The following is a 24,844-nucleotide window of genomic DNA, read 5'->3' on the forward strand; positions in this document are numbered from 1 at the left end:
TTTTTATATATTCGAAAACGAATTTTTCAATGAAGCAGGAGCGATGAGATAGATGGTAACAATAAAGGAAATAGCTAAACTTGTTAACTTAAGCCCAACGACAGTTTCCAATGTCATTCATGGCCACAAGGGGAAGGTTTCGGCTGAAAATTACAAAAAAATCAGTTCAGCTTTAAAGGACACGAATTATATTTCAAATATGGGCGCCCGTCTATTAGGACACCACGGCTCTAAAATTATTGCTGTCATTTTGAATTTTGATCGACGCGCCGAAGTCAATATCGTCTCTGATCCCTTTTACGATCAAATTATTGGTTTTCTTGAAGAAGAAATTCGTAAGCAAGGTTACTTCATGATGCTTTATACCTCAGGCAGCGTCACTGAAAGTCTCCGTTTGGCAACTGCTTGGGACATTGAAGGGCTGATTATTTTGGGTTCTCTTCCGGATGATGCCAAAAAATTCATTCAGCAGCAGCAAAGACCTTTGGCCTTCATTGACACTTATGTTGATGAATCATATATGAATGACGATTTTATCAATGTCGGGCTGCAGGATTTTCAAGGCGGGTATGACATTACAAAATATCTGATCAGTCTTGGGCATCGCAAAATTGCTTTCTTTGCCGACGGCGACCATTTAATTGGCGTGGATGAAAAACGTTTCTTAGGTTTTAAGCAGGCTTTATCCGAAACCGGCATCAGTTTCCAACGAAAAGATTTTTTTGCTTTGGATTATCGTGCGGACAAACGTCACGCTTTTTTGAGAGAAATCAGCCGCAATCAATTAAAACAGTATACAGCTTTAGTCTTTACTTCGGATTTTCTGGCTGTTGATGCGATCAATGTCTTTTATGATAACGGTATCAAGGTTCCCAGAGATTTTTCAATTACAGGTTTTGACCACAATATTTTTTCGGAACAAATTCGGCCTAAATTGACAACAATCGGTCAAAATGTGAATCAAAAAGCAGTACTGGCAGTCGACTATCTGGTCGAAAGAATTCAGAGCAAACACGTTGGACGAAAAATTAACATTCTCTTGAATACGGAATTAATTGTCCAGGGCAGTACGGCAAAACCATCCGAAGTTCTGCCATGATTTTTTAAATTGCAATTCAAGGAACAGGTTCAAACACACTCAGGGGTGTTTTTTTTATTCTCTGTTTTGATATTGTAAGCGCTTTACTTTTATGGTAGTATGTATTTGTCGTTTAGGTGTTACGTGACACCTAGCTCACAATTACGAGAGAGGGTGATGGGGAAAGGTGTTGGACTACTGTTATTTGATCTGAACCGACTAGGTCGTTGGTCCTAATGCCGATATCAGAGATGAAAGTCAGATTTATGAAGCGATTTAGATTGGTAAGATCATTTTTCCCAGAGAGAAAAATGAGGAGGAACAATTTATGAAGAAAAAAATAATTGCAGGTATTGCAGCGGGCATTATGCTGGCTAGCAGCACCGTTGGCTTGGTGGGCTTGCCGAATCCTTTTACTGGCAATTTGCAAGCAGCGGCTGCAACGAAACAACAGTTAAAACCGTTTGGCAAATACAAAAAAACGATTACATATACAATCGGCAAGTCAACTCCGGGAATCCCAAAACTCCCGAAAGGGTCGACTTATGAAAAAAATGCTTATACAAAATATCTGAAGCAGCTTTTGAATATTCAGAATAAAGATTCATTTGAGGCTGAAACTGGTGATTCTTATAATCAAAAAGTTTCAATGGCCGTTGCCTCTAGTGATCTGCCTGATATTATGTCAGTCGACTTGAATACTTTAAGAGAATTGGTTGCCAACAATGAGATTCAGGATTTATCGAGTGTCTATAAGAGCAGTACGACGCCATACATCAAAGCGATGTACAACTCCTATCATGGCCGCGCACTGAAGGAAGCGACTTTTAATGGCAAACTGATGGCAATGCCGTCCACTCAGAATGCCAATGTCCCAACTATGCTTTGGATTCGTCAGGACTGGCTGGATAAGCTTGGCCTAAAGGCACCGAAAACTGTTGACCAACTCCAGCAAGTTCTGCAGGCTTTTGTTCAAAGAGATCCCGGCAATAATGGCAAAGGCAACACGATTGGTTTGGCTCTTTCAAAATCAGTTGGTGGCGAATATGGCGGACTTTTTGTAGCTGACAGTCTTTTCTCCATTTACAATTCTTATCCGCGTCAGTGGATTAAACAGAATGGCAAAGTGGTCTATGGGTCCACGACTAATCAAACGAAACAAGGATTGGCTAAGCTGGCTAGCTGGTACCAGAAAGGCTTGATCGATCCGCAGATGGCTGTACGAGACAGTATTGAATCTCTAATTATCAGCGGCAAAGCCGGTGCTTTCTTTGGTCCTTGGTGGTCTGGCGATTATCCAATCAATAGTGCCCTGCAAAAGGATCCAAAAGCGGATTGGAAACCATATATTATTTCTAAGACAGGTAATGGCAAGATTAGTGCTTATACACAGGATCCGGATTCAGAGTTTTATGTTGTTAAAAAGGGTTATGCGCACCCAGAAATTTTGCCGAAAATTGTAAGTGCTCTTAGTGACAGGCTTGTTCGTAAAGATAAAAATTACAAGCCGGTTGTCGACTTTGTTCAGGGTGGCTATGATGGCGGCAAACCAATCAATGTTTTGGTAAATTTCGACAATGCTACCGCACAAATGTATAAAAACTTGCAGGCAACGGTTGATGGCAAAAAAGATCCCAAAACACTGACTTTGGACGATACAACATCATATAACGCTATTAAGACTTATTTAAAAGATCCGAAAAATGCACCTGTGAATGCAAAAAGCAGTTATTGGTCTAGGATGCTTGGCGCTAAGCTAATGGCTACAACTAAGGTCAAGAATGTGGATTCCCTTTATTTCGGGCAGACCAAGAGTATGCAGCTGAAGTGGTCTAATCTTCAGAAATTGGAAGACGAAGCCTTTCTGCAAATTGTGACTGGGCAAAAACCTGTTAGTTATTTTAAAACTTTTGTTCGGCAATGGCATCAGCAAGGCGGTACTCAGATTACAAAAGAAGTTTCACAAGCAGTTAAATAGAATTGATAATTCTAGATCTTAATATGGATGCGGTACAAGCCGCATCCATATTTTAAAAAGTTTATTAAAGAGGGAATTTGAATGCATAAAAATAAAGGCCGCACTGGCCAATTAGCTTATCACTTTATGATGGCACCGGGGATGATATTTCTCGTCATTTTCAGCTTTGTTCCCATGCTGGGAATTGTCATGGCCTTCGAAAATTATGTGCCAGCCCAAGGAATTTTTGGTTCTAAATGGGTTGGGCTGGCAAACTTTCAGTATATGCTGCAAATTCCGGATAGCTGGAACATTCTGCGAAACACGGTCATTATTGCCTTAGGAAAAATTATTTTTGGTACGATTGTGCCAATTATATTCGCTTTGCTTCTGAACGAGATCAGGCTGAAGTGGGCAAAAAAAACAATGCAGACGATTGTTTATTTACCCAATTTTCTCTCTTGGGCAGTTGTGGCTGCGATTGTAATAAACGTTTTTGATTACACAGGACCAATCAATAACTTCTTAACTGGTCTTGGTATGCACCCAATTATGTTTTTGGCCAGCAATCACTGGTTTAGAAAAATCATGATCGGGACAGATGTGTGGAAGAATTTCGGTTATGGTGCCATTGTTTATCTAGCAGCGTTGACCGGTATTGATCCGGGCCTTTATGAGGCTTCGGCGATGGACGGTGCTAATCGTTTCAAACAGCTGCTGCATGTGACACTACCGGGGATTTTGCCGACAATAATGCTGATCTCAGCTTTGAATTTAGGCAATATTTTAAACGCTGGTTTTGATCAGATTTATGCCTTGTACAATCCGATTGTTTATGAAACTGGTGATGTGATTGATACTTATGTTTATCGTGTCGGCCTGTTAGGACAACAATACAGTTTTGCTACGGCTATTGGTTTGATGAAATCTGTCGTATCGTTTGTACTATTGATTTCGGCGAATAAATTATCAATCAAATTTGCCAACATGCGGATTTTTTAAGGGAGGTGCATAAAATATGATTAGATCAAAATCATTCGGCAGTCGTTTATCTTATATCATTATTTGGCTGCTTCTGCTCGCCATGACCGCATTATGCTTCGTCCCAATGATGAACATGGTGTCTATTTCATTTAGTAATAGTTCAGCGGCATCGGCGAATCAAGTTGGCTTATTGCCAGTTCATTTTAATTTGAATTCTTATAGCCTTCTGCTCGAAGACGGACAATTCTGGCGCTCCTTTCTCATTTCTATAGAAAGAGTCGTCATTGGTACTTCGCTGAATTTAATTCTCAGTGTCTTGATGGCCTATCCTTTATCGAAAACGACCAAACAGTTTGCAGCCCGCAATATTTATATGAACATTCTGATTTTCACGATGCTCTTCTCCGGAGGTATGATTCCACTGTTCTTAGTTGTTAAAGGCTTGGGACTAATGAACACGATTTGGGCATTAATCCTGCCTGGCGCTGTGCCGATTTTCGATGTGATTTTGCTGATGAACTTCTTTAAAAGCGTACCGGAATCTTTGGAAGAGGCCGCTATGATGGATGGCGCTTCTAAACTCACAATCCTGTTCAAAATATATCTGCCCATTTCCGTACCGGCCTTAGCGACGATTGGCCTCTTTGCTATCGTGGGCCACTGGAATGACTACTTCAGCGGGTTGCTTTACATGAACAATCCTGCAAATTATCCTTTGCAGACTTATATTCAGCAATTAAATGTTGACATGACCAAAATTACCGATCCATCGCAATTGAAAGCTTTGGCTTCTGTTTCAGACAAGACTTTGAATGCGGCGAAAATTGTGGTCTCAATTCTGCCGGTTTTGGCTGTTTATCCGTTTTTGCAGAAATACTTCACGACTGGACTGGTTATTGGATCAGTCAAGGGTTGATTTTTGAGGCGAGGAAATAAATGAATTGGGTTAAATTGAGTAAAACAATTATTAATATTGTCTCACCGATTTTATTTTTATCGGCTGTATGGTGGCTGCTGAATTTTCCCTATGCCTTGTTGGCGGTCATGATTTTCACGGCTAAAAATAGCGCTATGGTGCAAACGGCTGTTGCTAGCGGCCTGCTTTTCATGCCCATATCAGCGATCCCTGCAACTGTCACGACACTCGCTTTAGCTAGAAGATATTTTAAGGATGGCCATCATTTGCCATCCTGGAAAACGGAGCTATTCTATTACCGCCGCGATTACTTGAAAAGCCTGATTTTTGGTCTTATTAATTTGAGCTTGCTGATTATCTTCTATGTTTCTGCGAGATATTATGCGCGGTTCTTCGCTTTTCTAGCTGTTATTTTCATTGTGCTGCTGGTTCTACTGCCTTTTTTCTTTATGATCCTCTACAGTTTTCTTGTGGATCAGCAGTTATCCTATCGGGCTTATGCTGCTAACAGTTTTTTTATGCTGGTGGCTCATCCTGTTAATAGCCTTCTCATGATGATTGATGTTGCAGGGACTGCCTTTCTGCTATGGGTGACTTTTCCGCCGCTGCTGCCAATCCTCTTTCCTGGCAGCTGTGTGCTTTTAGTTACGCATTATTTCAAAAAAAGTCTGGATAAAGAAATTAGTAAACGGGCTGACGACACACAACAGATACAAACAAAATAGTTTCACAAAATTCAATTGAAAGGATTATCTCAGATTTATGTTTGGAAAAATTAAGTATTACGAAGTGAAAGACAATGTCGTTTCAATTGAATTTGAACACGGCCAGGCGACTGTCACGGTGGTTACGCCATCAATTATCAATTTTTTCTCGCCAATTTCTTCAGAACGGCGCCCATCTAAAGCCATCGAGAATTTACAGCCGGCCCCAGGTGAAATCAAGACAGATTTTGCAGGCGGCCAAGTGCTTGTCTATACAAGTCAATTAAAAGCCGTGGTTGCCGATAATTTTATTGTCGATATTTATGACTTAACCGGCAACCTGCTTTGTGCCGATTATCGTGGCGAGGATCGGCCTTTTGTCCGTCGCGGTACCGGAAATGATCTGGATATCGCAGCTGAGGAAGGACACAAATTTGAAGCCGAACAAGCAGCACAGAAAATTCGTGTTCTAAAACAATTGCAGCCTGACAGCTATTTTTACGGACTTGGCGATAAGACTGGACATCTGAATAAACGCGGCTACCACTATAAAATGTGGAATACGGACAATCCAGAACCCCATGTTGAGAGCTTTGAGAGTTTGTACAAATCGATTCCCTTTTTCATTGCTTTGACAAAAAAGACGGCTTATGGCATTTTCTTTGATAATAGCTATAAAACATTTTTTGACTTTGGCAAGGAAAATAGTCAGTACTATTCTTTTAGCGCTGTTGATGGTAATCTCGACTACTACTTTATTTATGGTCCTTCAGCCAAAGAAGTGGTCGGCGGTTACACCTTTTTAACTGGCCGGACGCCGCTGCCGCAGCTATGGACACTGGGTTATCAGCAATCACGATGGTCTTATGCACCGGAAAAGCGCTTAGAAGAGATCGCTGACGATTTTCGGGAAAAGGGCATTCCTTGCGATGTCTTATATCTGGATATAGATTACATGGACGGCTATCGTGTCTTCACTTGGGATGACAAAAAGTTTCCTGATCACGAACAGATGTTGAAAAGATTGAAAGATAAGGGTTTTAAAGTGGTCACGATCATCGACCCTGGCGTTAAAAAGGATCAGGGTTATGCCATTTACGATCAAGGTGTTAAAAATCATTACTTTGCAACTGATAAAGACGGTTTGCCTTATGTAAACCGTGTCTGGCCTGGGGATGCTTTATATCCGGATTTTGCTAATCAGCCGGTTCGCAAATGGTGGGCCGAGAATCAAAAAATTCTCGTCGATCACGGTGTGGCCGGTGTGTGGAATGATATGAACGAACCAGCCAGTTTTAACGGACCTTTACCAGATGATGTGCAATTCAATAATGATGGCCGTTTAACGGATCATCGAGAAATTCACAATGTTTATGGGCACTATATGTCAAAAGCGACCTACGAAGGGATTAAAGCGGCTACGAATAAACGGCCTTTCGTGATTACGCGGGCAGCCTATGCTGGTACGCAGAAATACTCGACTGTTTGGACCGGCGATAATCAAAGTTTATGGGAGCATTTGCGCATGTCGCTGCCAATGCTGATGAATTTAGGTTTGAGCGGTTTGGCCTTTAGCGGCACGGATGTCGGTGGATTTGGTTTTGATGCGACGGCCGAACTTTTGTCGCGCTGGGTGCAGGTAGGCGCTTTCACGGCACTTTTCCGGAACCATTCCAGCGTCTTTACACGAGATCAGGAACCTTGGGCTTTTGATCCGCAGACTGAGTCAATCAATCGCAAATACATTAGATTACGTTACCGTTTGCTGCCTTATTTTTACGATATTATGCATGCCGAAGAAAGCAGCGGTTTGGCAATGATTCGGCCTTTACTGCTGGATTATCAAGATGATGAAGCTGTTTACGAAATTAATGATGAATTTATGAGCGGCTCTAATCTGCTTGTCGCACCGGTCGTGGCACAAGGGCAAAAGGCGCGGACCGTTTATCTGCCTAAAGGGAATCGCTGGATTGATTATTGGACACAGGAAGTCTTTCAAGGCGGCCAGTACATTGTCAAACAAGCACCTTTGGACACTTGCCCGATTTACGTCAAAGAGGGAAGTACGATACCTTTGTACCCTGTACAGAATTATGTTGGCGAGAAACAAATTACAGAACTAACTCTAGATATTTACCCTTTGACCAGTGATGGGCAAAGCCTTTATGAACATTATCGTGACGACGGCGAAAGTTTTGATTATCGTGACGGTGTCTATAATCTGTATAATTTTCGTCAAACCAGAAAGGGAGATCAGTTAACGATTCAAATTAGCGAGCCGACAGCTCAATATGCTCAGCAATATGATCATTTCCAATTCGTCATTCATGCAAAACAGGTGATGGACTTGAAGATTGATGGCCAAACTGGTGATATGGCACAATCAGAAGGGGCCGTTACTGTGACTGTTCCAAGTAGAGCTCGTGAAGTGAGTTTGCATTTGGCTTAAAAATAAAACCACGATTCTATCTGCGATCGTGGTTTTATTTTGCAATGATTTGGTTGATTGTTTTTAAGACGCCATCGTGGTTATTGTCGGCCAAGGCAATTTGGTCGCCTGCAAACTCTTTTTTGATGAAGTCCGGAGCATTGGGCATGACATAGGGATGAGCCACATAGTAAAGCATTTCCAGATCATTTTCGCCATCCCCGAAGGCGGCCATTTGGTCATGATGCAGGCCCAAGTAGGAGCCGAGTTTCTGCAGGCCGATCGCTTTGGAAATGCCGCGATTGATAATGTCGATAGAACCATATCCCGAGGAGGTGGCACGGACACCTTGAACTTTGATTTTCGCGATCAGTTCTTCAGCCATGAGTTTTTGATCGCTATCATGCCAAAAAATCGCGATCTTTTCGATAGGTTCGTTAATTTCTGAAAAACGGTGAATAGTTCTCATTTTTGGATTGTAGAAACTGATTTTGTCCAGATTGGCCTGTTTTTGATAATCTGGTGCGTAGGTTGTATCATCGCCCTCGAAGATGATTCTGTCCGGTTTGACGCTGAGTTCGGGAATGGCTGCATAAATTTTTTCTAAAATGTCTGGGTCAATGTCGGAACGAAAAATGTTGCGGCCGTCCGCAAAAACAGAAGCACCGTTCTGTGAGACCAAGCTGATGTTATACTTTTTAATGTAGCTTTTGAAAATCATCGCGATTCCGTTATAGGACCGTCCTGATGAAGCAACAAAGAATTGTTGGTTTGCTGCTAATTGTTCGATCGTGTTCTTGAAATATTTCGTATCGAAGGTCTTTTTGTCGGTCACAAAGGTACCGTCGAGATCACTTGCGAATAGCTTAATCGTGTCCATACTTAAATTATAAAGTTTAAAAACATTTACCTGTCCTTTTTGCTATGATTTTAAAGGTGACTTTTTGGTGGTATAGCCAAGCGGTAAGGCGACGGTCTGCAAAACCGTTATCACGGGTCCGATTCCCGTTACCACCTTTCTGACTGTTATATTTGCATTTTCTGTGAGTGCTGATATAGCGCTTTTTTATACTCTTTGAAGGTTTCGAATAATTGGATTTCACATCGAACTGGGTCGACAATCTACTCTCAATATCTGTATATTGAGAGTAGTGGATAAAAATCATGTTGACGATCTATATTAAAGACAATTGCCCGCAGTGCCATGCCACGATGCGCTGGCTGCAGGAACGCGATATCCCTTTTGATTCAATTAATATCAGCGATCCGTCGAATGCCAAACAGTTGGCATGGTTACGATCTCTTGGCATCAAACAGACGCCATATGTGGTTGCTGCTGGTGAAAGCTGGTCTGGATTTAGACCTGATAAACTGGCAAAGCTGCTCGAATCATAATTTCCGCGTTTTTATGGCAGCGTTCGATTAGATTCGGCCCAGATCTGCTTATGATATTGTTATATTCAAAGGAGCAGCCATGACAGATAATTGTGAAATTTGCCGCCGAATCGACATGATCAAAGAGGGCACAAATCCTTATTTTGTCGCTGAATTGAAGACGGGATATGTTGTCCTTGGCGATCATCAATTTTTCAGGGGCTACACCTTATTTCTATACAAAGAGCACCAAACAGAGCTGCACTTTCTGCCACGGGCCTATGAAGATTTGTTTCTTCACGAGATGAGCCTGGTGAGTGAGGCGGTTTCTCAGGCTTTTGCCGCAGCTTTGAAAAAAGTCCTGCTGACTGACGCAAATAACTAGGAGTTTTTATGACAAAAAAAGGCCTCATCAGTCACGTTGAAATCTATGTTTCCGATCTTATGACCACGACAAAATTCTGGTCATGGCTGTTAGTCTCGCATCTAAATTACAAAATCTATCAGCAGTGGGATAAGGGCATCAGCTTCATTTTGGATGACACTTATTTGGTATTTGTGCAAACGGATCAGGAAAAACTGGCTTTTAATTACAATCGCACGTACATTGGCTTGAATCACTTGGCTTTTTATATGTCCAGCAAGCAGGAGATTGATGATTTAAGACAAGAGCTGACCGATCAGCCTTATAAAGAACTCTATGCTGACCGTTATCCTTATGCTGGCGGCGAGAATTATTATGCCTTATATTTTGAGGATCCCGACCGTATCAAAGTCGAAGTCACAGTGGCCGAGTAAAATACTAGTCGTTTTTTAACATGAGAATCATGAGGTTTTCATCAAAATATTCTTTGCCGTCGAACAAAGAATCAGGTTCGGTGCCGTATTTGGCAAAGTTTAGCGATTTGTATAAACTGATTGCTTGTTGATTATTGGCTGACACGGCCAGCAGAATCTGTCTCAGACCCTCGATTTGACGAGCCTGATCGATGCAGAATTGAATCGTTTTGCGGGCCATACCTCGATGGCGATATTCTGGTAAACAATAAACTGAGACTAATTCTGCTTTATGCTGTTCTTTTTGATTGCTTAACCTTCTAAGAGCCGCAATACAAATCAAATCAGATCCTATAAAAGCCCCTACGATAAAGCGGCCATTACTGTTTTGGAGGCGGTCTTTAAAATGCCGATCCGGATAACGGTTTTCTTCTTCATAAGTTGAACCAAATGCGGTTGGATCCGACAACAAAGCAGCTAATCGTATTTGCCGATATTGATCAAAATCATTTTCATTTAAGAATCTTATCTCTAGCATCTGACCGATTGTTTTCCGTCCCTAGCCGGCAAGACCAGCTCGTTTTGTCATTGATTGTAGCAAATGACAGACAAAAAATGTTTGCGATACCTCTACCGTATCGTCTGATAGGTAAGGCCCAGAGCGTCGGAATCAAAGCTTTGATTTTCAAGCAGTTTTAAGTCAACTTTGTTCTTAATACCCTGAAATAAAGGCAGTCCCTGGCCGATCAGAACAGGCGAAATGGTAATCTTATACTCATCAATTAAATCCAGTGCCATCAAAGAGTGGGCCAATCTAGGGCTCCCGAGTATCACCATGTCTTGACCCGGCTGCTGTTTCAGGCGATTGATTTCTTTTTTGACATTATCTTGGACGAGCCTTGTGTGATGCCATTCGACTTCCTTAAGTGTTCTGGAAAACACAATTTTGTCTACCTGTTCGATCCAATCAGCGTGATGTCTTTCATATGGCGAGGCTGATGGATTCGCCGGGACAGTCGGCCAATAATCATGCATCATCTGATAAGTTCGGCGGTCCCAAATGACAGTATCTGCAGTGTTCAGAACTTTTTCTGCATATTTTTCTAAATCGGCGTCGTAAGCAATCCAGCCGATATCCATAGCACCATTCGGCCCTTCTACAAAACCATCAAGTGAAGCATGTAAAAATAGAACCAGCTTTCTCATTTTTATTTTTCCCTTGTCATCTATTTTGGCAAACAGAAAGCGCTTACCAATACTTAAATTATACAAATGTCCAATATTGGCAAGATCAACAAGACCTTCAAATCCGAGAAATGAGTGACTTTGTGATTTTTGTTAAAATAGAGTTGTGGCCAACTGAGGTCAATAAAAAAGCTCCGGAAAGGAATTATCATGCTTCATTTACTTTGGGTATTAATCATCGGCGCGATCATCGGCGCAATTGCTGGTGCGATTACGAGTAAAGGCAAGTCAATGGGCTGGATCGCTAATATCGTAGCTGGTTTAGTCGGTTCATGGCTTGGCGAATCCATTCTCGGAGATTGGGGTTGGCATGTTGCCGGGATAGCTGTTTTCCAATCAATCATCGGTGCGGTCGTTGTCGTCTTAATTGTTTCTTGGTTAACGACAAGGAGTAATAAATAATCTAATTCTTTTTACATTAAAAACCAGCCACTGATTGGGCTGGTTTTTATTTTGACTGCTTTTATTTGAATTATTTGCTAACAAATTTCTTTTATTTCTTGACATGTTTGCGCTTTCGTTGTAAAACTAATTTATTGTTACTTTTAGTAAGCATATGGTTGTTTATTATTTTAAAGGCCGATTTTTAACCAACTAAAAATGCAGCAATTGATTTTGAAAGGATATTAAGTATGGCAGTATTTACAGCTCATAGTCATCAGGAGATGATTGATTATTTAAAAAAGCCGCACCTCACGCTGAGATTCATATTGGTGACCTTATGGCGGACGAACATACGGCAAATGGCCGGGCGCAGGACCAGATTGACGGCAAAATTTTTGCTTATGTGGCCGTTAGCGACAAGGACGATATCGGCGGCGTTTTAAAAACCGCCATGAAATTCCATTTGCCGATTGTCGCGCAGGGCGCTGATACAAGTACTGTGATTGGCGCTGACGGTGTCAATGGTGGGATTATTCTTTCAGTTGCCAAACTGAATCATATTATCGAGATTAGCCAAGGCGACGGATTAGCCGTCGTTGAACCTGGCGTCATTAATCAGGATTTGGATCAAGCCGCCCGCAAACAAGGCTTGTTTTATGCGCCGGATCCAGCCTCCAAACCCTTATCATCAATTGGCGGCAATGCCTCGACGAATGCTGGCGGCCTCAGCGGCGCGCGCTATGGGGCGACAAAAGATTCAGTGCTAGGTTTGAAAGTGATGCTGACAAACGGCCATGAAATCAAGCTTGGCGGCCGGACACTGAAGCAGGCTTTCGGCTATGATTTGACGCAGCTTTTTGTCGGCTCTGAAGGCACTTTTGGCATTATCACAGAAGTGACTGTTAAACTGTTTCCAATTCCTTATGGCAAAACGATTCGCGGCATTGCTTTCTTTGATGATATGACCAAACTAGCTAAGGGTGTTCAGGCCTTACGGATGTCTGGTCTGTATCCGACGATGCTGGAAGCTCTGGATGGCAAGACGGTTCAGGCTTTGGATCAATATGAAGACAGTCATTATGCCAAGACGGCCAGTTCAGCCATGCTGATTTTTGGCTTTGACGGCGCTAGCGACACGCAGCTGCAGATTTCTGAAAAAATCTTAAAAGAGCATGAAGCTTGGAATATTACAGTCACTGATGATCCAGATAAAGCAGCACAATTAGTTAAACTGCGCCAGGACATGCTGCCGGCTGTGTTTGCCAATACAAAATATCACATTATGGAAGACATGGCTGTCCCATTATCGCAATTAGCTGTGATGACTGATTTTATCGACCAGACAGCCAAAGACTTATCACTGGATATTTACACGGCCGGGCACGCTGGAGATGGTAATCTGCACCCAAGCCTGCTTTGGGACGGCCAGCCAACGCCGCCTGACGCTGTTATTGAAGGGATTCGCCGCTTATTTTATAAGACCTTGGCGCTGGGCGGCACCATTTCCGGCGAGCATGCGGTCGGTATGTCAAAAAACCTATGGACCAACGAAGAATTAGGTGACGATGTTGATGTCATTCAGCATCAGTTAAAAAATCTTTTTGATCCCATGGGAATTTTGAATCCGAAAAGAAAAATTAATTAAAGAGTCAACCGCCTGCCGATGGCGGTTTTTTAGTGCCATTGCCAAAAATCTTTGTGAAATAAGTTAATAGCTCGTGATTTTTATGAAAAATTCAGCTTAAAAGAGGAAAAATTACTATTTCTGGCTTATTTTGATAAATTGTATGTTAGGATTTATTAGTAATATTTACTATTTAAGCAAGGAATTGGAGGGAATATGGTTAAGAGTTTTAAGAGTGTCTGTTTGTTAATCGCGGCATTAATTGCGACCTTAAGTTTGTTTTTTACTTTTGGCAGTCAGCCGGCCGCTAGCGCAAAAGAAGTTAAGGGGAAGATCAAAGTGCTGTCATCAGTGGATTTTTATGGTGAAGTGGCTAAGGCTGTTTTAGGCAATCAGGGAACAGTTGAAAACGTGATCAAAAAGACCAGCATTGATCCGCATGATTATCAGCCAACAACTAATGTCGCTAAGCAGGCCGATGCTGCTGACGTGCTTCTTTATAATGGTATCGGATATGACAGTTGGATGTCAAAACTAGCTCAGAATAACAAGCGTGCCCTGACCATCCGTGTGGGTGAAGATATTATGAACCGCAAAAACGGTGATAACCCGCACCTTTGGTACAATCGCAAGACAATGCCGAAAGTTGCAAATTATCTGGCTAAACATTTTGCAGCTTTAAAGCCGAGTGAAAAAGCTTATTTCAAAGCAAATGCGAAAAAGTATATTCAAAACAACATTCGGCCGATTAATCGCAAAATCGCCGCATTGAGCAAAAAAAGCGATGGTAAATTAGTTGATGTCAGCGAACCGGTCTTTGATTACGCACTTGCAAGTCTTGGATATAAGGAGAACAACACTGGATTTGCCAAGTCTGTTGAAGATGGCACCGACCCTGCACCTAAGGATGTTGCCAACATGCAGCAGGATATCCGCAAACGGAAAATTGCCTTTTTTGTTCAAAATACGCAGGCTACTGATAAAACCGTCGGCAATCTGGTCAGACTGGCCAAAAAGTATCAGGTACCAGTTCTAAAAGTGACTGAAACGAAACCGAAAGGCAAGAGCTATAAACAATGGATGCTCAGCCAGTATAATCAAGTAGGCCGGATTCAAAATGAAGCTAAGTAATTTATGGCTTAGACCTTTTCTAACTAAGGAGAAAAACATTTGACAGAAGCAGCACAAGCAATTATTTCTTTTGTTAATCTGAAAATGACCTTTAAAAATCGTGTCCTTTATGAAAATCTGAACTTGGATATTCAAAAGGGAGATTTTTTTTGTCTATTAGGATCTAATGGCACGGGCAAGACAACTTTAATATATTTGCTGCTAGGTCTCTTGACTCCTAGTGATGGTAAAATATGGCTCAATCCTGAGATAATGACTAAAAATGATATCGGTTATGTCCCGCAGTTTCGCAATATTGAAGAAAATTACCCGCTCTCAATCGAAAATTTCGTCGCTTTGAAGTTAAGCCATTCTCTCAGGCCTTGGCTAAGCCGTTCTGAACGCGCACAGGTACGCCAAGCACTTGAAAAGACAAATCTTTGGCAGAAAAGAAAACAAATTATGGGCAAGGCATCCGGCGGTGAAAAACAACGTGCTTACCTAGCACAAGCGATTCTCAATCAGCCTAAACTTTTGATTTTAGATGAATCAACTGCAAGCCTTGACCAGCAGTCTAAATATGATGTTTTGGATCTTGTAACTAAATTGAACAGAGACAATCAGACCACGATTATTTTCATCTCTCATGATTGGCCGCTGGTCAAAAAGTACGGGAAACATTATTTGGAATTATTCCCCGACAAATTTAAGTACGGTAAAGTGGCCGATTTGGCTGAAAATTGAAAGGAGAATCCATGTTATCGTTAGATTTTATGCAGCATGCCTACGAAGCGGGGACGATTGTCGCGATCTTATGCGGCATTGTTGGTGTTTTTGTGGTTGCCAGAAAATTGTCTTTTCTCGCTCACACACTTTCTGAAATCGGCTTTTCCGGTGCGGCCTTTGGCGTTTGGATCGGATGGGCACCCTTTCAGTCGATGATGTTATTCACTTTTCTGAGTTCAATTTTAGCCAGTCGAATTGGGATTAATCAGCAGAGAAGGGATGCAGCAACAAGCTCTGTTTCGGCTTTATTTATGGGATTAGGCGTTCTGTTTCTTTCTTTTTCCAGCAAAAATGCTTCCTATACAACAAGTATTTTATTCGGTAGTATCGTCGGGATTAGTTTTGGCAACGTGATCCAAATCATTGTTGTTTCTATGATTGTCATGATTCTGACGATGTTGATTTATCGCCGTTTGAAATTTGATTCTTTTGATCAGATTGGTTCTCAAATTACAGATAGAAAAAATAATTATATCAATATTATTTTCATCGTCATGATGGCTTTAAGCGTGAGTGTCGCTTCACAAATTGTTGGGGCTTTGCTGATTTTTATTTTGCTGACATTGCCAGCTTATACTGCACAATTTTACGCCCGTTCTGTTTCGGCTATGATTTTTATCAGTATTGGCCTTTCCTTAGTTGGTACTTGGCTTGGCCTGTATCTGGCTTATGAAACTAATTGGCCGGTCACATTTTTCATCGCAGCGATCGAAACTTTCTTTTATTTGGCCAGCTTATTTGCCAAGACCATCAAAGCGCAAAAATAGGAAGATGATGCCCCATATAAGAATGCTATGTTATTGTTTTAAACGAAGGCCATTTGGATTAGTTATATGGTTTTAGAAGGTATATCAGCATGATAAAGACAGTCGATATCGGCGAAGCACTCGAGGTCATGAAAAAAAACGGCCTGAAAATTACAAATCAAAGAAGCGATATGCTGCAGTATTTAGCAGATCGACAAGATTATTATCTGCCCATTAAAGAGATTGATCTCTTTTTGCGTCAGACTTACAAACATATGAGTTATGAAACGGTTTATCGCAATGTTCAGGAACTCGAAAAAATTTCAGTGCTTGAGACACGTAGTTTTAAAAACGGCCTTTGTGTGAAATATCAATGTGATTTCAAGAATCTGAAACACTGCCACTTTATCTGTGAAAAATGCCGCCGTGTGATTGAATTAAAACGACCGGATTTGACTGATTTCCAAAAACAAATTCCTGATTGCGAAATTAATTCAACAGACTTTGAACTTTTCGGTGTCTGTGCCGATTGTTTGGCGGCGGCAGTTTGAATATTTGGCGGCAAAAAAAATTCATCAACCGTTTGTCGGTCCAAAAAAGACGTCGATGGTTGATTGCTATTTTTATACTGCTGATTTTGCTGGCTGCAGGAACTTTTTATCTGCTGCATCGTTCTTTACAATTGACTGTCCAGGCTGGCTCTGTGAATTTGTGTGCTTCGCCTTCACCGCGGTCGCGTATTATTCGACGTGTGGCTAGAGGCCAACGAGTGACCGTTCTCCGACGCAATCAACAAACGGATTGGTATTATGTAAGATCGGCTTCTAGCAAAGGCTGGGTGGCTGCCTGGCTTTTAAGAGATCAGAGTTACGATGCGGCAAAGAGCGGTCGTTTAGCCGAAAGTACGATTGTGCTGGACCCTGGTCATGGCGGTATTGATTCCGGCACTTTAGCACCTGACGGCGCAATGGAAAAACACTATACGCTGCCAACGGCTCTAAAGACCTATCGTTTGTTAAAAGCTCAACATGCTCGTGTGTTAATGACAAGGCACAGTGATAAAACTGTTAGTCTGGCGGCACGGCCGGCGATGTCTAATCGTGTCAAGGCAACCTTATTTATCAGCTTTCATTTTAATTCTGCAGGGCAGCGCAATTTAGCTTATGGCTATGAGGTTTTTAAATATCATCATAATGCCGACCAGCTCGCGGCTAGTCTTGATCAGGGTTTCCACAATCTGCCTTTATACGATCGCGGCATTGCCTATGGTAATTTTCAAGTCTTGCGGGATAACCGCCGTCCGGCTGTCCTGATTGAGATGGGATTTATGGATAGCGATTTTGATTTTCCATATATCAAGAACCCGGCTTATCAGCAGCAGGTTGCGGTTGATATTGTGGCCTCGTTGAATCGTTATATAAAATAAAAAACCTGTATTTTGAGACATCCTCATCTACAGGTTTTTATTTATTAATTTCGCTGATTTTATCTTTGGCAGCGTTTCTTAAAGCGTAGAGCTTCTTTTCGGCTTGGCTCAGCAGCTGATCGCTTTGGCCCTTAGCAAGTTTTAATTGGTCTGCGGTTGCTTTGTCTTCCGCCTCAGGTGCTTGGATTTGTTTGTGTTCCTTGAGTGAATTCGCTTGATCTTCTTTAACTGACATGGCTCTTCCTCCTTGGAAATGATCATACTTGTACCGGTTTTCTGCCGATGGCTTTATTTTATCAGCCAAGGGTTAAACTAATATTAAGCGCTTCCAGAAACAAATCCTTATTGCGCGGTTAATTAAAACAACGGGAGGAGTCCTGACTTTGTTGAAAAAATATTCATCTGACAGCAGGCATCGCTTCGATCTCGTCTTGGTCGAGAATTATACCCAAGCTGATAAGGACCTGCTCGAAAATCAATATCAGATTGATCCGTTATTGCTTGAGTATGTCGATGATAAGAATGGTCCGGCGCGCATTGAAAGCGAAGACTCCTTAGAGGATGCTGTGATTGTTTTCTGGGTACCGATCAGTGAAAAATCGCATTCTGAGCCTATCTCTGTCATTTTTCACAAACAGCAGATGCTGATGTTTGTGACCTCAAAAATGACTTTTATTCATGATAGCGTCATGGATTTGTTAAAACAGCAGGAAGGCGATCGTGCTGAGTTTTTGTTAGATCTTTTGCTTCTGACCCTGAACAAATATATGGATATCATTTCAAATTTGTCTGAGCGAACGGAACACATTCAGACGCATTTAAGTTCCCATCGTAATAGCAGAAATTTTGAAAATCTGACAAGAGTGAATCGGAATGTTGTTTATCTTCGCTCGGCCGTCAAAGAAAATGCTGACTGTTTTTCTCAGATCCATTCTTTTTTCAAAGATACACATGTCCAGATCAAGACGGTATCTGCACGCAAACTTCGGAAACTCAATCTCGCAGTTCGCCAGTCAACCAGATTGATCGATTTGATATCGGAAAATGTTGAGCAGTTAAGTGATGCCTATGATCGCTTGATTAATAATGATCTGAATGCGATTATGCGTTTTTTGACAGTCTGGTCGCTGCTGTTGGCCATTCCGCCCATCGTGAGCGGTTTTTATGGTATGAATATGCATCTGCCGCTGGCCGCAGGATCACTAGCATGGTTGATTTCGTTAATCGTGACTGTTATTTTAATGCTCTTATTAATCATCTATCTTCATCATCACCATTCTTTATAAAAGACCGCTTGATTTCCTTATTTTTTAGCGTTATATTTAACTTACAAAAAGTAAGGAGATATGAAGAATATCATGACTAAAAAAGTGGCCTTAATCGTGGGCAGTTTAAGAAAAAAGTCTTATACACGTGCCATTGCAACACAAGCCGCCGCCTTGCTGCCTGGAGGATTTGAACTTGTTAACGTGAAAATTTCGGATCTGGCACTTTATAATCAGGACTTTGATGACGAAAAAAAGGTTCCGGAGAGCTGGCAGCATTTGAGGCAGCAGATGGCTGATATTGATGCTGTGATTTTTGCGACACCTGAATATAATCGCTCCATGCCGGCTGCCTTAAAGAATGCTTTGGATGTGGGTTCTCGGCCAATTGGACAGAGTGTCTGGAATGGCAAACCTGCTTTGATCATCAGTGTTTCTATCGGCGGCATTGCTGGATTTGGTGCCAACCATCATTTGCGCCAGTCCTTGGTCTTTTTGAACATGCCAGTGGTCGCTCAACCTGAGGTGTACATAGGCAACGTCCGAAACCTCTTGGATGATAATCTCAAAATAACTAATCCGGGTACAATCGCTTTTTTGCAAACCGCTATCAATACTTTTGCTGATTTAGTTAAACGCTTTTCATAATTGTAGTTTTCTCTTCATATTAAAAAAGCCGTGCGAGCTCATCATCGCACGGCTTTTTTTATTTTTAATCACTATCAGCAATTGTAAAACGCGTTTGGTGATAATTTTCGTGTTCAATCTCGTCCAAAATTGCTTTGGCCATTGTTCCTGAAGAAGTTTCGGATTGGCCGGCTTGATTAAACAGCAGGTCATCTTTGCCTTTTAATATAGCTGTAGCAGCACCAGCATGAAATGAAGCGGCAGGAGATACAGCAACCCAATTAACATCATCGACGTTTTGCAAAAATCGCAGTTCCTTTAATTGATTTTGCGGTACCGAAATAAAGGAATCGTTTTGTGGATCTTTTTCCATATCTTTCACAACTAGATGGTGATCTTCACCAATGTGCAGGCTGCCAGCACCAAGAATAAAGAATAAACGCGGCTGGCTGCTTTGCCGAAACAGAGCAATCAATTTGGCCGCTAAATCAACATGCAGATAAGCCTTGTCAGGGCTGCTGGCAAAGGCATCGATCAGGACGTCACTGTTTGATAGATCATCTTTTGTCAGAGCAAAAGCATCTTTAAGCAAAGTTTGAATACTCGGTATCTTAGTCTTCAAATCAACCAATTTTTCTGCTGATCGTGCGATGGCAGTGACATCATGGCCTCTTTTGACTGCCTCTGAGACGATTGCTGACCCAGCCATACCCGTTGCACCAATTACTGTTATTTTCATTTTTGATCTCCTTTTTACTTACTTTAGTATAGCAACCAAATCAGTCGATTGTTATTTCAATGACCAATTATTTGTCATTATTCTCGGATGTGATCGATAAAAGGGTTGGATTTTCCTTGCTGATGCACTAATATGTTAATCATTGAACAATTATTTATTTGATGAGAAAGCGGGTTTATTTCTATGATTCATCCAATCGTTCATCCGAAAATTTTAACAAATCTAGCGAAATTGATTCGAGCGTTATGCGAACCGCCAATGATTACTGTATATCTCATGGTGATCTTTTACATGACTGGCCTTTTGACTGCATTAGATCAGATTACTGTCGTTTTAGCACTGCTGGTTATCCTGCCTTTAGCTTCCTATCTATTGGCCGACTTTATTCCGCAGGTCCGGCGGCGTGGGCCGGAAGGGAAACGCCGAATTGCATTCTACGTTTATCCGATAGGCTAAATTGTGGCTTTTTTGTACGCACTGTTCTTCTCAGTTAAAGTGCTGACTTTTAAACTGCTGCTGACCTACTTAATCTCAGCCATATTTCTCGTAATTTTTAATAAAATCCTTCACATTCGAGCCAGTGGACATACTTGCGGCACGGTCGGACCGTATTTAATGGCTAGCTTTTCTCTGGGGCTGGGATATGGATTTTGGCTGGGGGTCGCCGTGGTAATCGTCATTTGGGCTTCGCTATATTTAGGAAGACACACAATGCAGGAAATCATTTGGGGCGCTGTCTGCAGTATTTTGGGTTTTCTGATCGGCTTTGTTTTACTCTAATAACTAAATTAAAAAGCCTCTCAGATTGGGAGGCTTTTTTATGCGTTGATTTTAGACAGGGCAGACATCTCTTTAATCAGCCAGCCATTTAGCTGTTGACTATCGACATCGGTCAATACTTTGACATTTGTATCTTTGCGGTCGGATAAATCAGCCACGCTGGCACCTCGCGCCGGCCCGTCTTTTTGAATGGCAATATAGTAGTTGCGGCTTTTGTAGAATTCCGGATGAAGCAAGTAGGCAATTGTGTTTAAGTCGTAGACGATAAATCCGTTTTCCTGGCGTTCGGCATAATCTTTCAATAAAGTTGCAAGTTTGTCGCCAACAAAACCAAATCCAGCCAGCTGGTCATTAGTCTGAAATTGGATCAGCGCTTTCTGCGATACGTCAATACCCGCCGTAATAATCGGGATTCCTGAACGATAAATCAAATCGGCAGCTTCCGGGTCGCAATAAATATTGAATTCGGCGACACTGGACATATTGCCTTGAGACAAAGTACCGCCCATGAGGATAAACTCTTTGATTTTTGGCTTAATATCCGGGTGTTCAACCAGCAACAATGCTAGGTTCGTGTAGGCGCCAGTCCCGACGATGGTCATTGGATGAGAATTTTCGATTAGTGTTTCGTAGATTTTTGCCACGGCATTTTCATCAGTCTCGGAAATCACCAAATCACCGTTGGCATAATCACCAAGCCCGCTTTCGCCAAACCAGGGTTCATAGCTCTCCAGTTCGCGCAATAAAGGACGAGCTGCACCGGAGGCAACAGGTACTTTGGCTTTCATATCCTGTACTAAATAAAGTGCGTTTTTCGTCGTTCGGTCGACGCTCACATTACCGGCAACGGTCGAAATTAAATCTAACTTGATTGTCGGGTCTAAGATTGCGGCCACGATTGCAAAAGCGTCGTCAACTCCCGGATCACAGTCTAAAATGATGTGTTTCTCTGCCAATGTTTCAGCCTCGCTTAAGTCCTATCGTCTTTTCTTAATTATAGACACTGTGAACCTACTGGATGAGAAAACGTATCTCCGTATCGGTAATTTTGGCAATTAGGTGCTTATCAGGCTGGGGGTCAAAACTGCCAAAATCAATAAATGTCGCTGTATCGGTCTCTTGAATGCCGCTCAGACGATCTGCGACAAGATGTTTAAAGGCTTTCACAACGGCTGAATGATGGTCGGCTTTAGCAACGGCTGCGGCCAGTGTGAAACCTTCATCTTGCAAATGCTTGATGATGGCCACTCGAAAGACGGTGCCATAGGAAAACTTTTTCTTTTTTGGATCGTCACGGCTGATAATATAACCTTTCTCCAGCCAGTAGCGTAGTTGTGTTTGAGAAACGCCGGTCGCCTGTGAAAGATCAGCAATTCCGATTAAGACCTTATCTTCTTTAACAATTGATTGAATTAAGGGACGAAAATCAGTAAAATCGTTGAATTGTGTGTCTGCTTGTATGTCGCTCATATCTGTACCAATGAGTCTATTTTATCATGCTAAAGTTACTACGAATCCTAGAATTAATATATTTTTCATAATGATGATATGACAAATGTTTACAACTATCTGCTAAAGCGGTATATTTGACTAGTTATTTTTAACGAGCAGAAATCACAAACACAAGAAAGAAGGTATTTCAATGTCAAAAGCAATTGATTCTAAGGGTCAGCCCTATAATCGTTTGATGATGATCATTGTCTTATTGGTTGGTACGTTTTGTACTGTCCTCAATCAGACAATCCTTGCAACAGCCTTTCCAACCTTAATGAAGGCTTTCAATATTTCGACCTCGACAGTCCAATGGCTGACGACTGGTTTTCTACTGGTCAATGGTATTATGATTCCTGTTTCAGCATGGTTGTCCAACCGTTTCAACTCCAAGTGGCTTTATATTTCATCGATGGCCATTTTTGAGATCGGCACAATCATGGCCTGGGCAGCTCCGAGCTTTGCCTTTCTCTTATCTGGACGTCTGATTCAGGCTGTCGGTGTCGGCATTTCGATGCCTTTGCTGCAGAATATTATGCTATCCATCTTTCCGCCTGATAAGCGTGGCACAGCGATGGGGATGGCCGGCATTGTTATTGGCGTTGCACCTGCTATCGGACCGACATTGTCCGGCTGGGTGATTGACACCTGGCAATGGCGTGACTTGTTTGGCATGATTATCCCGATTGTTGCGGCCGTGCTGCTGGCTGCTTTCTTCTTTATGAAGCCGGTTATTGAAACATCGCGTCCAAAATTAGACTGGCTGTCTTTAGCCTTATCAACAGCTGGATTTGGCGCTTTGTTGTATGGATTTTCGTCAGTTGGCGATGATGGCTGGGGTTCAAAAACAGTCTTATCCTGCTTAATCGTTGGGTTGATTTTAATTATCTTATTCGTCTGGCGCCAATTGGCTATGAAAACACCATTTTTGCAGCTGCGTGTCTTCTCATCTTCGACTTTTACAATTGCAACGGCATTAAGTTCGGTAGTGATGATTGCGATGGTCGGTGTCGAAATGATTGTGCCGCTTTATTTACAGATTGTTCATCATATGAGCGCTTTGCATTCCGGCCTGACATTGCTGCCGGGCGCTTTGATGATGGCGGTTATGAGCCCAATTACCGGCCGTGCCTTTGACCGCATTGGTGCAAAACGTTTATCGATTGCCGGGCTCTTCTTGTTAACAGCTGGGACGTTATCCTTTGTGATGATCACACAGACAACACCTGTTATCTACATCACAGTTTTGTATGCACTGCGCATGTTTGGTATTTCAATGGTCATGATGCCTGCAACGACAGCTGGTATGAATGCGCTGCCGACGAATCTGATTGCTCATGGTACGGCCGTTAATAACACGGTTCGTCAAGTAGCCAGTTCGATCGGGACTGCGATATTGATTTCTGTTTTATCCAATGTGACGAACAATCAAATGCCAAAACAGAGTTTGTTAAAGGCGTCGCCTCTGGCTTATCAAGTAAAGGCTTTTAATGCGACTATGTCAGGTTATCATGCAGCCTTCTGGATTGCGGTTGCTTTCTGTGCTGCCGGCTTTTTGATTGCTTTCTTTATGAAAAATAAAGAGGATAGAATCTTTTCAGAAGATACTTTGCAGGACACCAAAAAGCCGCTTTCTCAAGGGGGTGAAGCATGATTTTAATTCTACTGATTCTTTCTGCAGTCGTTTTTTTCGTGAGTTTTATCTATATTGACCGTCTCTTCCCAAGAACTTTACTGACTCTTATTTCAGGCGTTGTGCTGATTTTATCTTTAGCTGCTATAGCTGCCAATTATCATGATCACTTTGGTCTGCAAAAGGTGACGACTCAGCAGACTCGCCGCATTTATTCTTCAGCGGGCAGTAAAATGCCAGTTGGTCTGCTTTTATATCAGCCGATCGGCACTAGTGGCAAGGATAATGTCTATATCTACACGACCAAAGCTAACCAGAAAAAACCTAGCCATACGCAGGTTAATTCGATGACTGTAAACCGTGTGATAGCCGTGTCTTCTCAAAAAGCTCGACTTCAGACCAGTGAAACGCATTGGGAATACCGTTCTAATTTCAATCGCTTTTTATTCGGCATCGCCGGAAACGGTCATGAATTGACGCGCAGAGTTAATCGTTTTTACTTACCAAAATCTTGGCTTCGTCTCTCGACTGTTCAAGCTAAAGCGCTACAAAAGCAAATGGGCAGCGCAAAATTCCAAGCTCAAGCCAAGGCACAAGCGGCCGCATATGTACAGACGCATATGCAAGAAGCAATCGCTAAGCAGCCTGCTTTAGCAACTGATCGTCAGGCCCAACAGCGTTTGGGCAAACAGTTTGCTGCCGATTTTCAAAGGCAATTAATTCAAAAAACTGTTTCACAACTAAAAAAATAATTTACTTAAATCCAGCCA

27 protein-coding genes, 1 tRNA gene and 2 pseudogenes are annotated in these 24,844 nt (G+C 42.0%); 23 read left to right on the top strand and 7 right to left on the bottom strand.

Annotated elements, in window-relative coordinates:
- Window positions 1-52: 52 nt before the first annotated feature.
- The 6 genes from ABF487_RS02990 to ABF487_RS03015 all read left to right on the top strand — a co-directional run bounded on the left by ABF487_RS02990 (window position 53) and on the right by ABF487_RS03015 (window position 8,088).
- Window positions 53-1,099 carry a LacI family DNA-binding transcriptional regulator gene (locus tag ABF487_RS02990; RefSeq protein WP_263778670.1) on the top strand — a complete coding sequence of 349 codons (1,047 nt, stop codon included), beginning with the start codon at window positions 53-55 and terminating at the stop codon, window positions 1,097-1,099.
- A 307-nt stretch (window positions 1,100-1,406) separates the two neighbouring features.
- Complete coding sequence (locus tag ABF487_RS02995) at window positions 1,407-3,056, top strand: ABC transporter substrate-binding protein (protein WP_263778672.1); 1,650 nt, start codon at window positions 1,407-1,409, stop codon at window positions 3,054-3,056.
- Between the two features lie 81 nt (window positions 3,057-3,137).
- The gene (locus ABF487_RS03000; protein ID WP_415634443.1) at window positions 3,138-4,037 is read left to right on the top strand and encodes an ABC transporter permease; all 900 of its coding nucleotides are present in this window, start codon (window positions 3,138-3,140) and stop codon (window positions 4,035-4,037) included.
- 16 nt (window positions 4,038-4,053) lie between these two features.
- Complete coding sequence (locus ABF487_RS03005) at window positions 4,054-4,935, top strand: carbohydrate ABC transporter permease (RefSeq protein WP_415625056.1); 882 nt, start codon at window positions 4,054-4,056, stop codon at window positions 4,933-4,935.
- Between the two features lie 20 nt (window positions 4,936-4,955).
- Window positions 4,956-5,660, top strand: a complete 705-nt coding sequence (locus ABF487_RS03010; protein ID WP_415625057.1) for a DUF624 domain-containing protein — start codon at window positions 4,956-4,958, stop codon at window positions 5,658-5,660.
- A 37-nt stretch (window positions 5,661-5,697) separates the two neighbouring features.
- Window positions 5,698-8,088 carry a glycoside hydrolase family 31 protein gene (locus ABF487_RS03015; RefSeq protein ID WP_415634444.1) on the top strand — a complete coding sequence of 797 codons (2,391 nt, stop codon included), beginning with the start codon at window positions 5,698-5,700 and terminating at the stop codon, window positions 8,086-8,088.
- Between the two features lie 34 nt (window positions 8,089-8,122).
- Here ABF487_RS03015 and ABF487_RS03020 read toward each other — a convergent pair whose 3' ends face one another.
- Window positions 8,123-8,947, bottom strand: coding sequence for an HAD-IIB family hydrolase (locus ABF487_RS03020; RefSeq protein ID WP_415633122.1), 825 nt, complete (start codon window positions 8,945-8,947; stop codon window positions 8,123-8,125).
- Window positions 8,948-9,013: 66 nt separating this feature from the next.
- Here ABF487_RS03020 and ABF487_RS03025 point away from each other — a divergent pair.
- From ABF487_RS03025 to ABF487_RS03040, 4 genes and pseudogenes are all read left to right on the top strand, one after another.
- Window positions 9,014-9,084, top strand: a tRNA-Cys gene (locus ABF487_RS03025).
- A 147-nt stretch (window positions 9,085-9,231) separates the two neighbouring features.
- Window positions 9,232-9,462 (top strand): glutaredoxin domain-containing protein, encoded by a 231-nt coding sequence (locus ABF487_RS03030; RefSeq protein WP_415634445.1) that lies wholly within the window; start codon window positions 9,232-9,234, stop codon window positions 9,460-9,462.
- A 79-nt stretch (window positions 9,463-9,541) separates the two neighbouring features.
- Window positions 9,542-9,787: pseudogene (locus tag ABF487_RS03035) on the top strand (HIT family protein); the annotation flags it as partial.
- A 47-nt stretch (window positions 9,788-9,834) separates the two neighbouring features.
- Entirely contained in the window at window positions 9,835-10,239 is a 405-nt protein-coding gene (locus ABF487_RS03040; RefSeq protein WP_415634446.1) for a VOC family protein, read from the top strand.
- Between the two features lie 4 nt (window positions 10,240-10,243).
- Here the strand turns inward: ABF487_RS03040 and ABF487_RS03045 are convergent, their stop codons facing one another.
- The gene (locus ABF487_RS03045) at window positions 10,244-10,756 is read right to left on the bottom strand and encodes a GNAT family N-acetyltransferase (RefSeq protein ID WP_263778682.1); all 513 of its coding nucleotides are present in this window, start codon (window positions 10,754-10,756) and stop codon (window positions 10,244-10,246) included.
- Between the two features lie 92 nt (window positions 10,757-10,848).
- A complete protein-coding gene (locus ABF487_RS03050) occupies window positions 10,849-11,490 on the bottom strand; it encodes a dihydrofolate reductase family protein (protein ID WP_415634447.1) in 642 nt (213 codons plus the stop codon).
- A gap of 123 nt (window positions 11,491-11,613) precedes the next feature.
- Here ABF487_RS03050 and ABF487_RS03055 point away from each other — a divergent pair, with 123 nt between their 5' ends.
- The 7 genes and pseudogenes from ABF487_RS03055 (at window position 11,614) to ABF487_RS03085 (ending at window position 17,539) form a co-directional block, all read left to right on the top strand.
- A complete protein-coding gene (locus tag ABF487_RS03055; RefSeq protein WP_263778684.1) occupies window positions 11,614-11,865 on the top strand; it encodes a GlsB/YeaQ/YmgE family stress response membrane protein in 252 nt (83 codons plus the stop codon).
- A 230-nt stretch (window positions 11,866-12,095) separates the two neighbouring features.
- Window positions 12,096-13,492 (top strand): annotated as a pseudogene (locus tag ABF487_RS03060) (FAD-binding oxidoreductase).
- Between the two features lie 195 nt (window positions 13,493-13,687).
- Complete coding sequence (locus tag ABF487_RS03065; protein WP_415634448.1) at window positions 13,688-14,602, top strand: metal ABC transporter solute-binding protein; 915 nt, start codon at window positions 13,688-13,690, stop codon at window positions 14,600-14,602.
- Window positions 14,603-14,686: 84 nt separating this feature from the next.
- Window positions 14,687-15,325, top strand: a complete 639-nt coding sequence (locus ABF487_RS03070) for an ATP-binding cassette domain-containing protein (protein ID WP_415634607.1) — start codon at window positions 14,687-14,689, stop codon at window positions 15,323-15,325.
- 11 nt (window positions 15,326-15,336) lie between these two features.
- The gene (locus ABF487_RS03075) at window positions 15,337-16,134 is read left to right on the top strand and encodes a metal ABC transporter permease (protein WP_263778688.1); all 798 of its coding nucleotides are present in this window, start codon (window positions 15,337-15,339) and stop codon (window positions 16,132-16,134) included.
- Between the two features lie 89 nt (window positions 16,135-16,223).
- Window positions 16,224-16,664: a Fur family transcriptional regulator gene (locus ABF487_RS03080; RefSeq protein ID WP_415634449.1), complete on the top strand. Its 441-nt coding sequence runs from the start codon at window positions 16,224-16,226 to the stop codon at window positions 16,662-16,664.
- Window positions 16,661-17,539 (top strand): N-acetylmuramoyl-L-alanine amidase, encoded by an 879-nt coding sequence (locus ABF487_RS03085; protein WP_263778691.1) that lies wholly within the window; start codon window positions 16,661-16,663, stop codon window positions 17,537-17,539. Before ABF487_RS03080 ends, ABF487_RS03085 begins: the two co-directional genes overlap by 4 nt.
- Before the next feature lie 37 nt (window positions 17,540-17,576).
- On the opposite strand, the gene ABF487_RS03090 is transcribed toward ABF487_RS03085, so the two are convergent.
- Entirely contained in the window at window positions 17,577-17,774 is a 198-nt protein-coding gene (locus tag ABF487_RS03090; protein ID WP_263778692.1) for a hypothetical protein, read from the bottom strand.
- A 151-nt stretch (window positions 17,775-17,925) separates the two neighbouring features.
- Between ABF487_RS03090 and ABF487_RS03095 the strand changes: the two genes are divergently transcribed.
- Both ABF487_RS03095 and ABF487_RS03100 read left to right on the top strand, forming a co-directional pair.
- Window positions 17,926-18,825: a magnesium transporter CorA family protein gene (locus ABF487_RS03095; RefSeq protein ID WP_263778693.1), complete on the top strand. Its 900-nt coding sequence runs from the start codon at window positions 17,926-17,928 to the stop codon at window positions 18,823-18,825.
- A 72-nt stretch (window positions 18,826-18,897) separates the two neighbouring features.
- Window positions 18,898-19,452, top strand: a complete 555-nt coding sequence (locus ABF487_RS03100; RefSeq protein WP_415634450.1) for an NADPH-dependent FMN reductase — start codon at window positions 18,898-18,900, stop codon at window positions 19,450-19,452.
- A 64-nt stretch (window positions 19,453-19,516) separates the two neighbouring features.
- On the opposite strand, the gene ABF487_RS03105 is transcribed toward ABF487_RS03100, so the two are convergent.
- The gene (locus ABF487_RS03105) at window positions 19,517-20,170 is read right to left on the bottom strand and encodes an NAD(P)-dependent oxidoreductase (protein WP_415634451.1); all 654 of its coding nucleotides are present in this window, start codon (window positions 20,168-20,170) and stop codon (window positions 19,517-19,519) included.
- Between the two features lie 258 nt (window positions 20,171-20,428).
- Between ABF487_RS03105 and ABF487_RS03110 the strand changes: the two genes are divergently transcribed.
- Window positions 20,429-20,626, top strand: coding sequence for a hypothetical protein (locus ABF487_RS03110; protein WP_415634452.1), 198 nt, complete (start codon window positions 20,429-20,431; stop codon window positions 20,624-20,626).
- A gap of 3 nt (window positions 20,627-20,629) precedes the next feature.
- Window positions 20,630-20,950, top strand: a complete 321-nt coding sequence (locus ABF487_RS03115) for a hypothetical protein (protein WP_415634453.1) — start codon at window positions 20,630-20,632, stop codon at window positions 20,948-20,950.
- A gap of 38 nt (window positions 20,951-20,988) precedes the next feature.
- Here the strand turns inward: ABF487_RS03115 and ABF487_RS03120 are convergent, their stop codons facing one another.
- Window positions 20,989-21,906, bottom strand: coding sequence for a nucleoside hydrolase (locus ABF487_RS03120; protein ID WP_415634454.1), 918 nt, complete (start codon window positions 21,904-21,906; stop codon window positions 20,989-20,991).
- Window positions 21,907-21,961: 55 nt separating this feature from the next.
- Window positions 21,962-22,420: a MerR family transcriptional regulator gene (locus ABF487_RS03125; RefSeq protein WP_415634455.1), complete on the bottom strand. Its 459-nt coding sequence runs from the start codon at window positions 22,418-22,420 to the stop codon at window positions 21,962-21,964.
- A gap of 172 nt (window positions 22,421-22,592) precedes the next feature.
- On the opposite strand from ABF487_RS03125, the gene ABF487_RS03130 reads away from it, so the two are divergent.
- Both ABF487_RS03130 and ABF487_RS03135 read left to right on the top strand, forming a co-directional pair.
- Entirely contained in the window at window positions 22,593-24,095 is a 1,503-nt protein-coding gene (locus ABF487_RS03130; protein ID WP_415634456.1) for an MDR family MFS transporter, read from the top strand.
- Window positions 24,092-24,826 carry a DUF4811 domain-containing protein gene (locus ABF487_RS03135; RefSeq protein ID WP_415634457.1) on the top strand — a complete coding sequence of 245 codons (735 nt, stop codon included), beginning with the start codon at window positions 24,092-24,094 and terminating at the stop codon, window positions 24,824-24,826. Before ABF487_RS03130 ends, ABF487_RS03135 begins: the two co-directional genes overlap by 4 nt.
- Window positions 24,827-24,844: the final 18 nt, after the last annotated feature.

Source organism: Oenococcus sp. (genome assembly GCF_047725585.1).
Taxonomy (GTDB): domain Bacteria; phylum Bacillota; class Bacilli; order Lactobacillales; family Lactobacillaceae; genus Oenococcus; species Oenococcus kitaharae_A.

Bases quoted from the DNA above. Each gene is read 5' to 3' on its own strand.
- ABF487_RS02990 (WP_263778670.1), top strand. From the start codon at position 53: ATGGTAACAATAAAGGAAATAGCTAAACTTGTTAACTTAAGCCCAACG.
- ABF487_RS02995 (WP_263778672.1), top strand. From the start codon at position 1,407: ATGAAGAAAAAAATAATTGCAGGTATTGCAGCGGGCATTATGCTGGCT.
- ABF487_RS03000 (WP_415634443.1), top strand. From the start codon at position 3,138: ATGCATAAAAATAAAGGCCGCACTGGCCAATTAGCTTATCACTTTATG.
- ABF487_RS03005 (WP_415625056.1), top strand. From the start codon at position 4,054: ATGATTAGATCAAAATCATTCGGCAGTCGTTTATCTTATATCATTATT.
- ABF487_RS03010 (WP_415625057.1), top strand. From the start codon at position 4,956: ATGAATTGGGTTAAATTGAGTAAAACAATTATTAATATTGTCTCACCG.
- ABF487_RS03015 (WP_415634444.1), top strand. From the start codon at position 5,698: ATGTTTGGAAAAATTAAGTATTACGAAGTGAAAGACAATGTCGTTTCA.
- ABF487_RS03020 (WP_415633122.1), bottom strand. From the start codon at position 8,947: ATGGACACGATTAAGCTATTCGCAAGTGATCTCGACGGTACCTTTGTG.
- ABF487_RS03030 (WP_415634445.1), top strand. From the start codon at position 9,232: ATGTTGACGATCTATATTAAAGACAATTGCCCGCAGTGCCATGCCACG.
- ABF487_RS03040 (WP_415634446.1), top strand. From the start codon at position 9,835: ATGACAAAAAAAGGCCTCATCAGTCACGTTGAAATCTATGTTTCCGAT.
- ABF487_RS03045 (WP_263778682.1), bottom strand. From the start codon at position 10,756: ATGCTAGAGATAAGATTCTTAAATGAAAATGATTTTGATCAATATCGG.
- ABF487_RS03055 (WP_263778684.1), top strand. From the start codon at position 11,614: ATGCTTCATTTACTTTGGGTATTAATCATCGGCGCGATCATCGGCGCA.
- ABF487_RS03065 (WP_415634448.1), top strand. From the start codon at position 13,688: ATGGTTAAGAGTTTTAAGAGTGTCTGTTTGTTAATCGCGGCATTAATT.
- ABF487_RS03070 (WP_415634607.1), top strand. From the start codon at position 14,687: ATGACCTTTAAAAATCGTGTCCTTTATGAAAATCTGAACTTGGATATT.
- ABF487_RS03075 (WP_263778688.1), top strand. From the start codon at position 15,337: ATGTTATCGTTAGATTTTATGCAGCATGCCTACGAAGCGGGGACGATT.
- ABF487_RS03080 (WP_415634449.1), top strand. From the start codon at position 16,224: ATGATAAAGACAGTCGATATCGGCGAAGCACTCGAGGTCATGAAAAAA.
- ABF487_RS03090 (WP_263778692.1), bottom strand. From the start codon at position 17,774: ATGTCAGTTAAAGAAGATCAAGCGAATTCACTCAAGGAACACAAACAA.
- ABF487_RS03100 (WP_415634450.1), top strand. From the start codon at position 18,898: ATGACTAAAAAAGTGGCCTTAATCGTGGGCAGTTTAAGAAAAAAGTCT.
- ABF487_RS03105 (WP_415634451.1), bottom strand. From the start codon at position 20,170: ATGAAAATAACAGTAATTGGTGCAACGGGTATGGCTGGGTCAGCAATC.
- ABF487_RS03110 (WP_415634452.1), top strand. From the start codon at position 20,429: ATGATTACTGTATATCTCATGGTGATCTTTTACATGACTGGCCTTTTG.
- ABF487_RS03125 (WP_415634455.1), bottom strand. From the start codon at position 22,420: ATGAGCGACATACAAGCAGACACACAATTCAACGATTTTACTGATTTT.
- ABF487_RS03130 (WP_415634456.1), top strand. From the start codon at position 22,593: ATGTCAAAAGCAATTGATTCTAAGGGTCAGCCCTATAATCGTTTGATG.
- ABF487_RS03135 (WP_415634457.1), top strand. From the start codon at position 24,092: ATGATTTTAATTCTACTGATTCTTTCTGCAGTCGTTTTTTTCGTGAGT.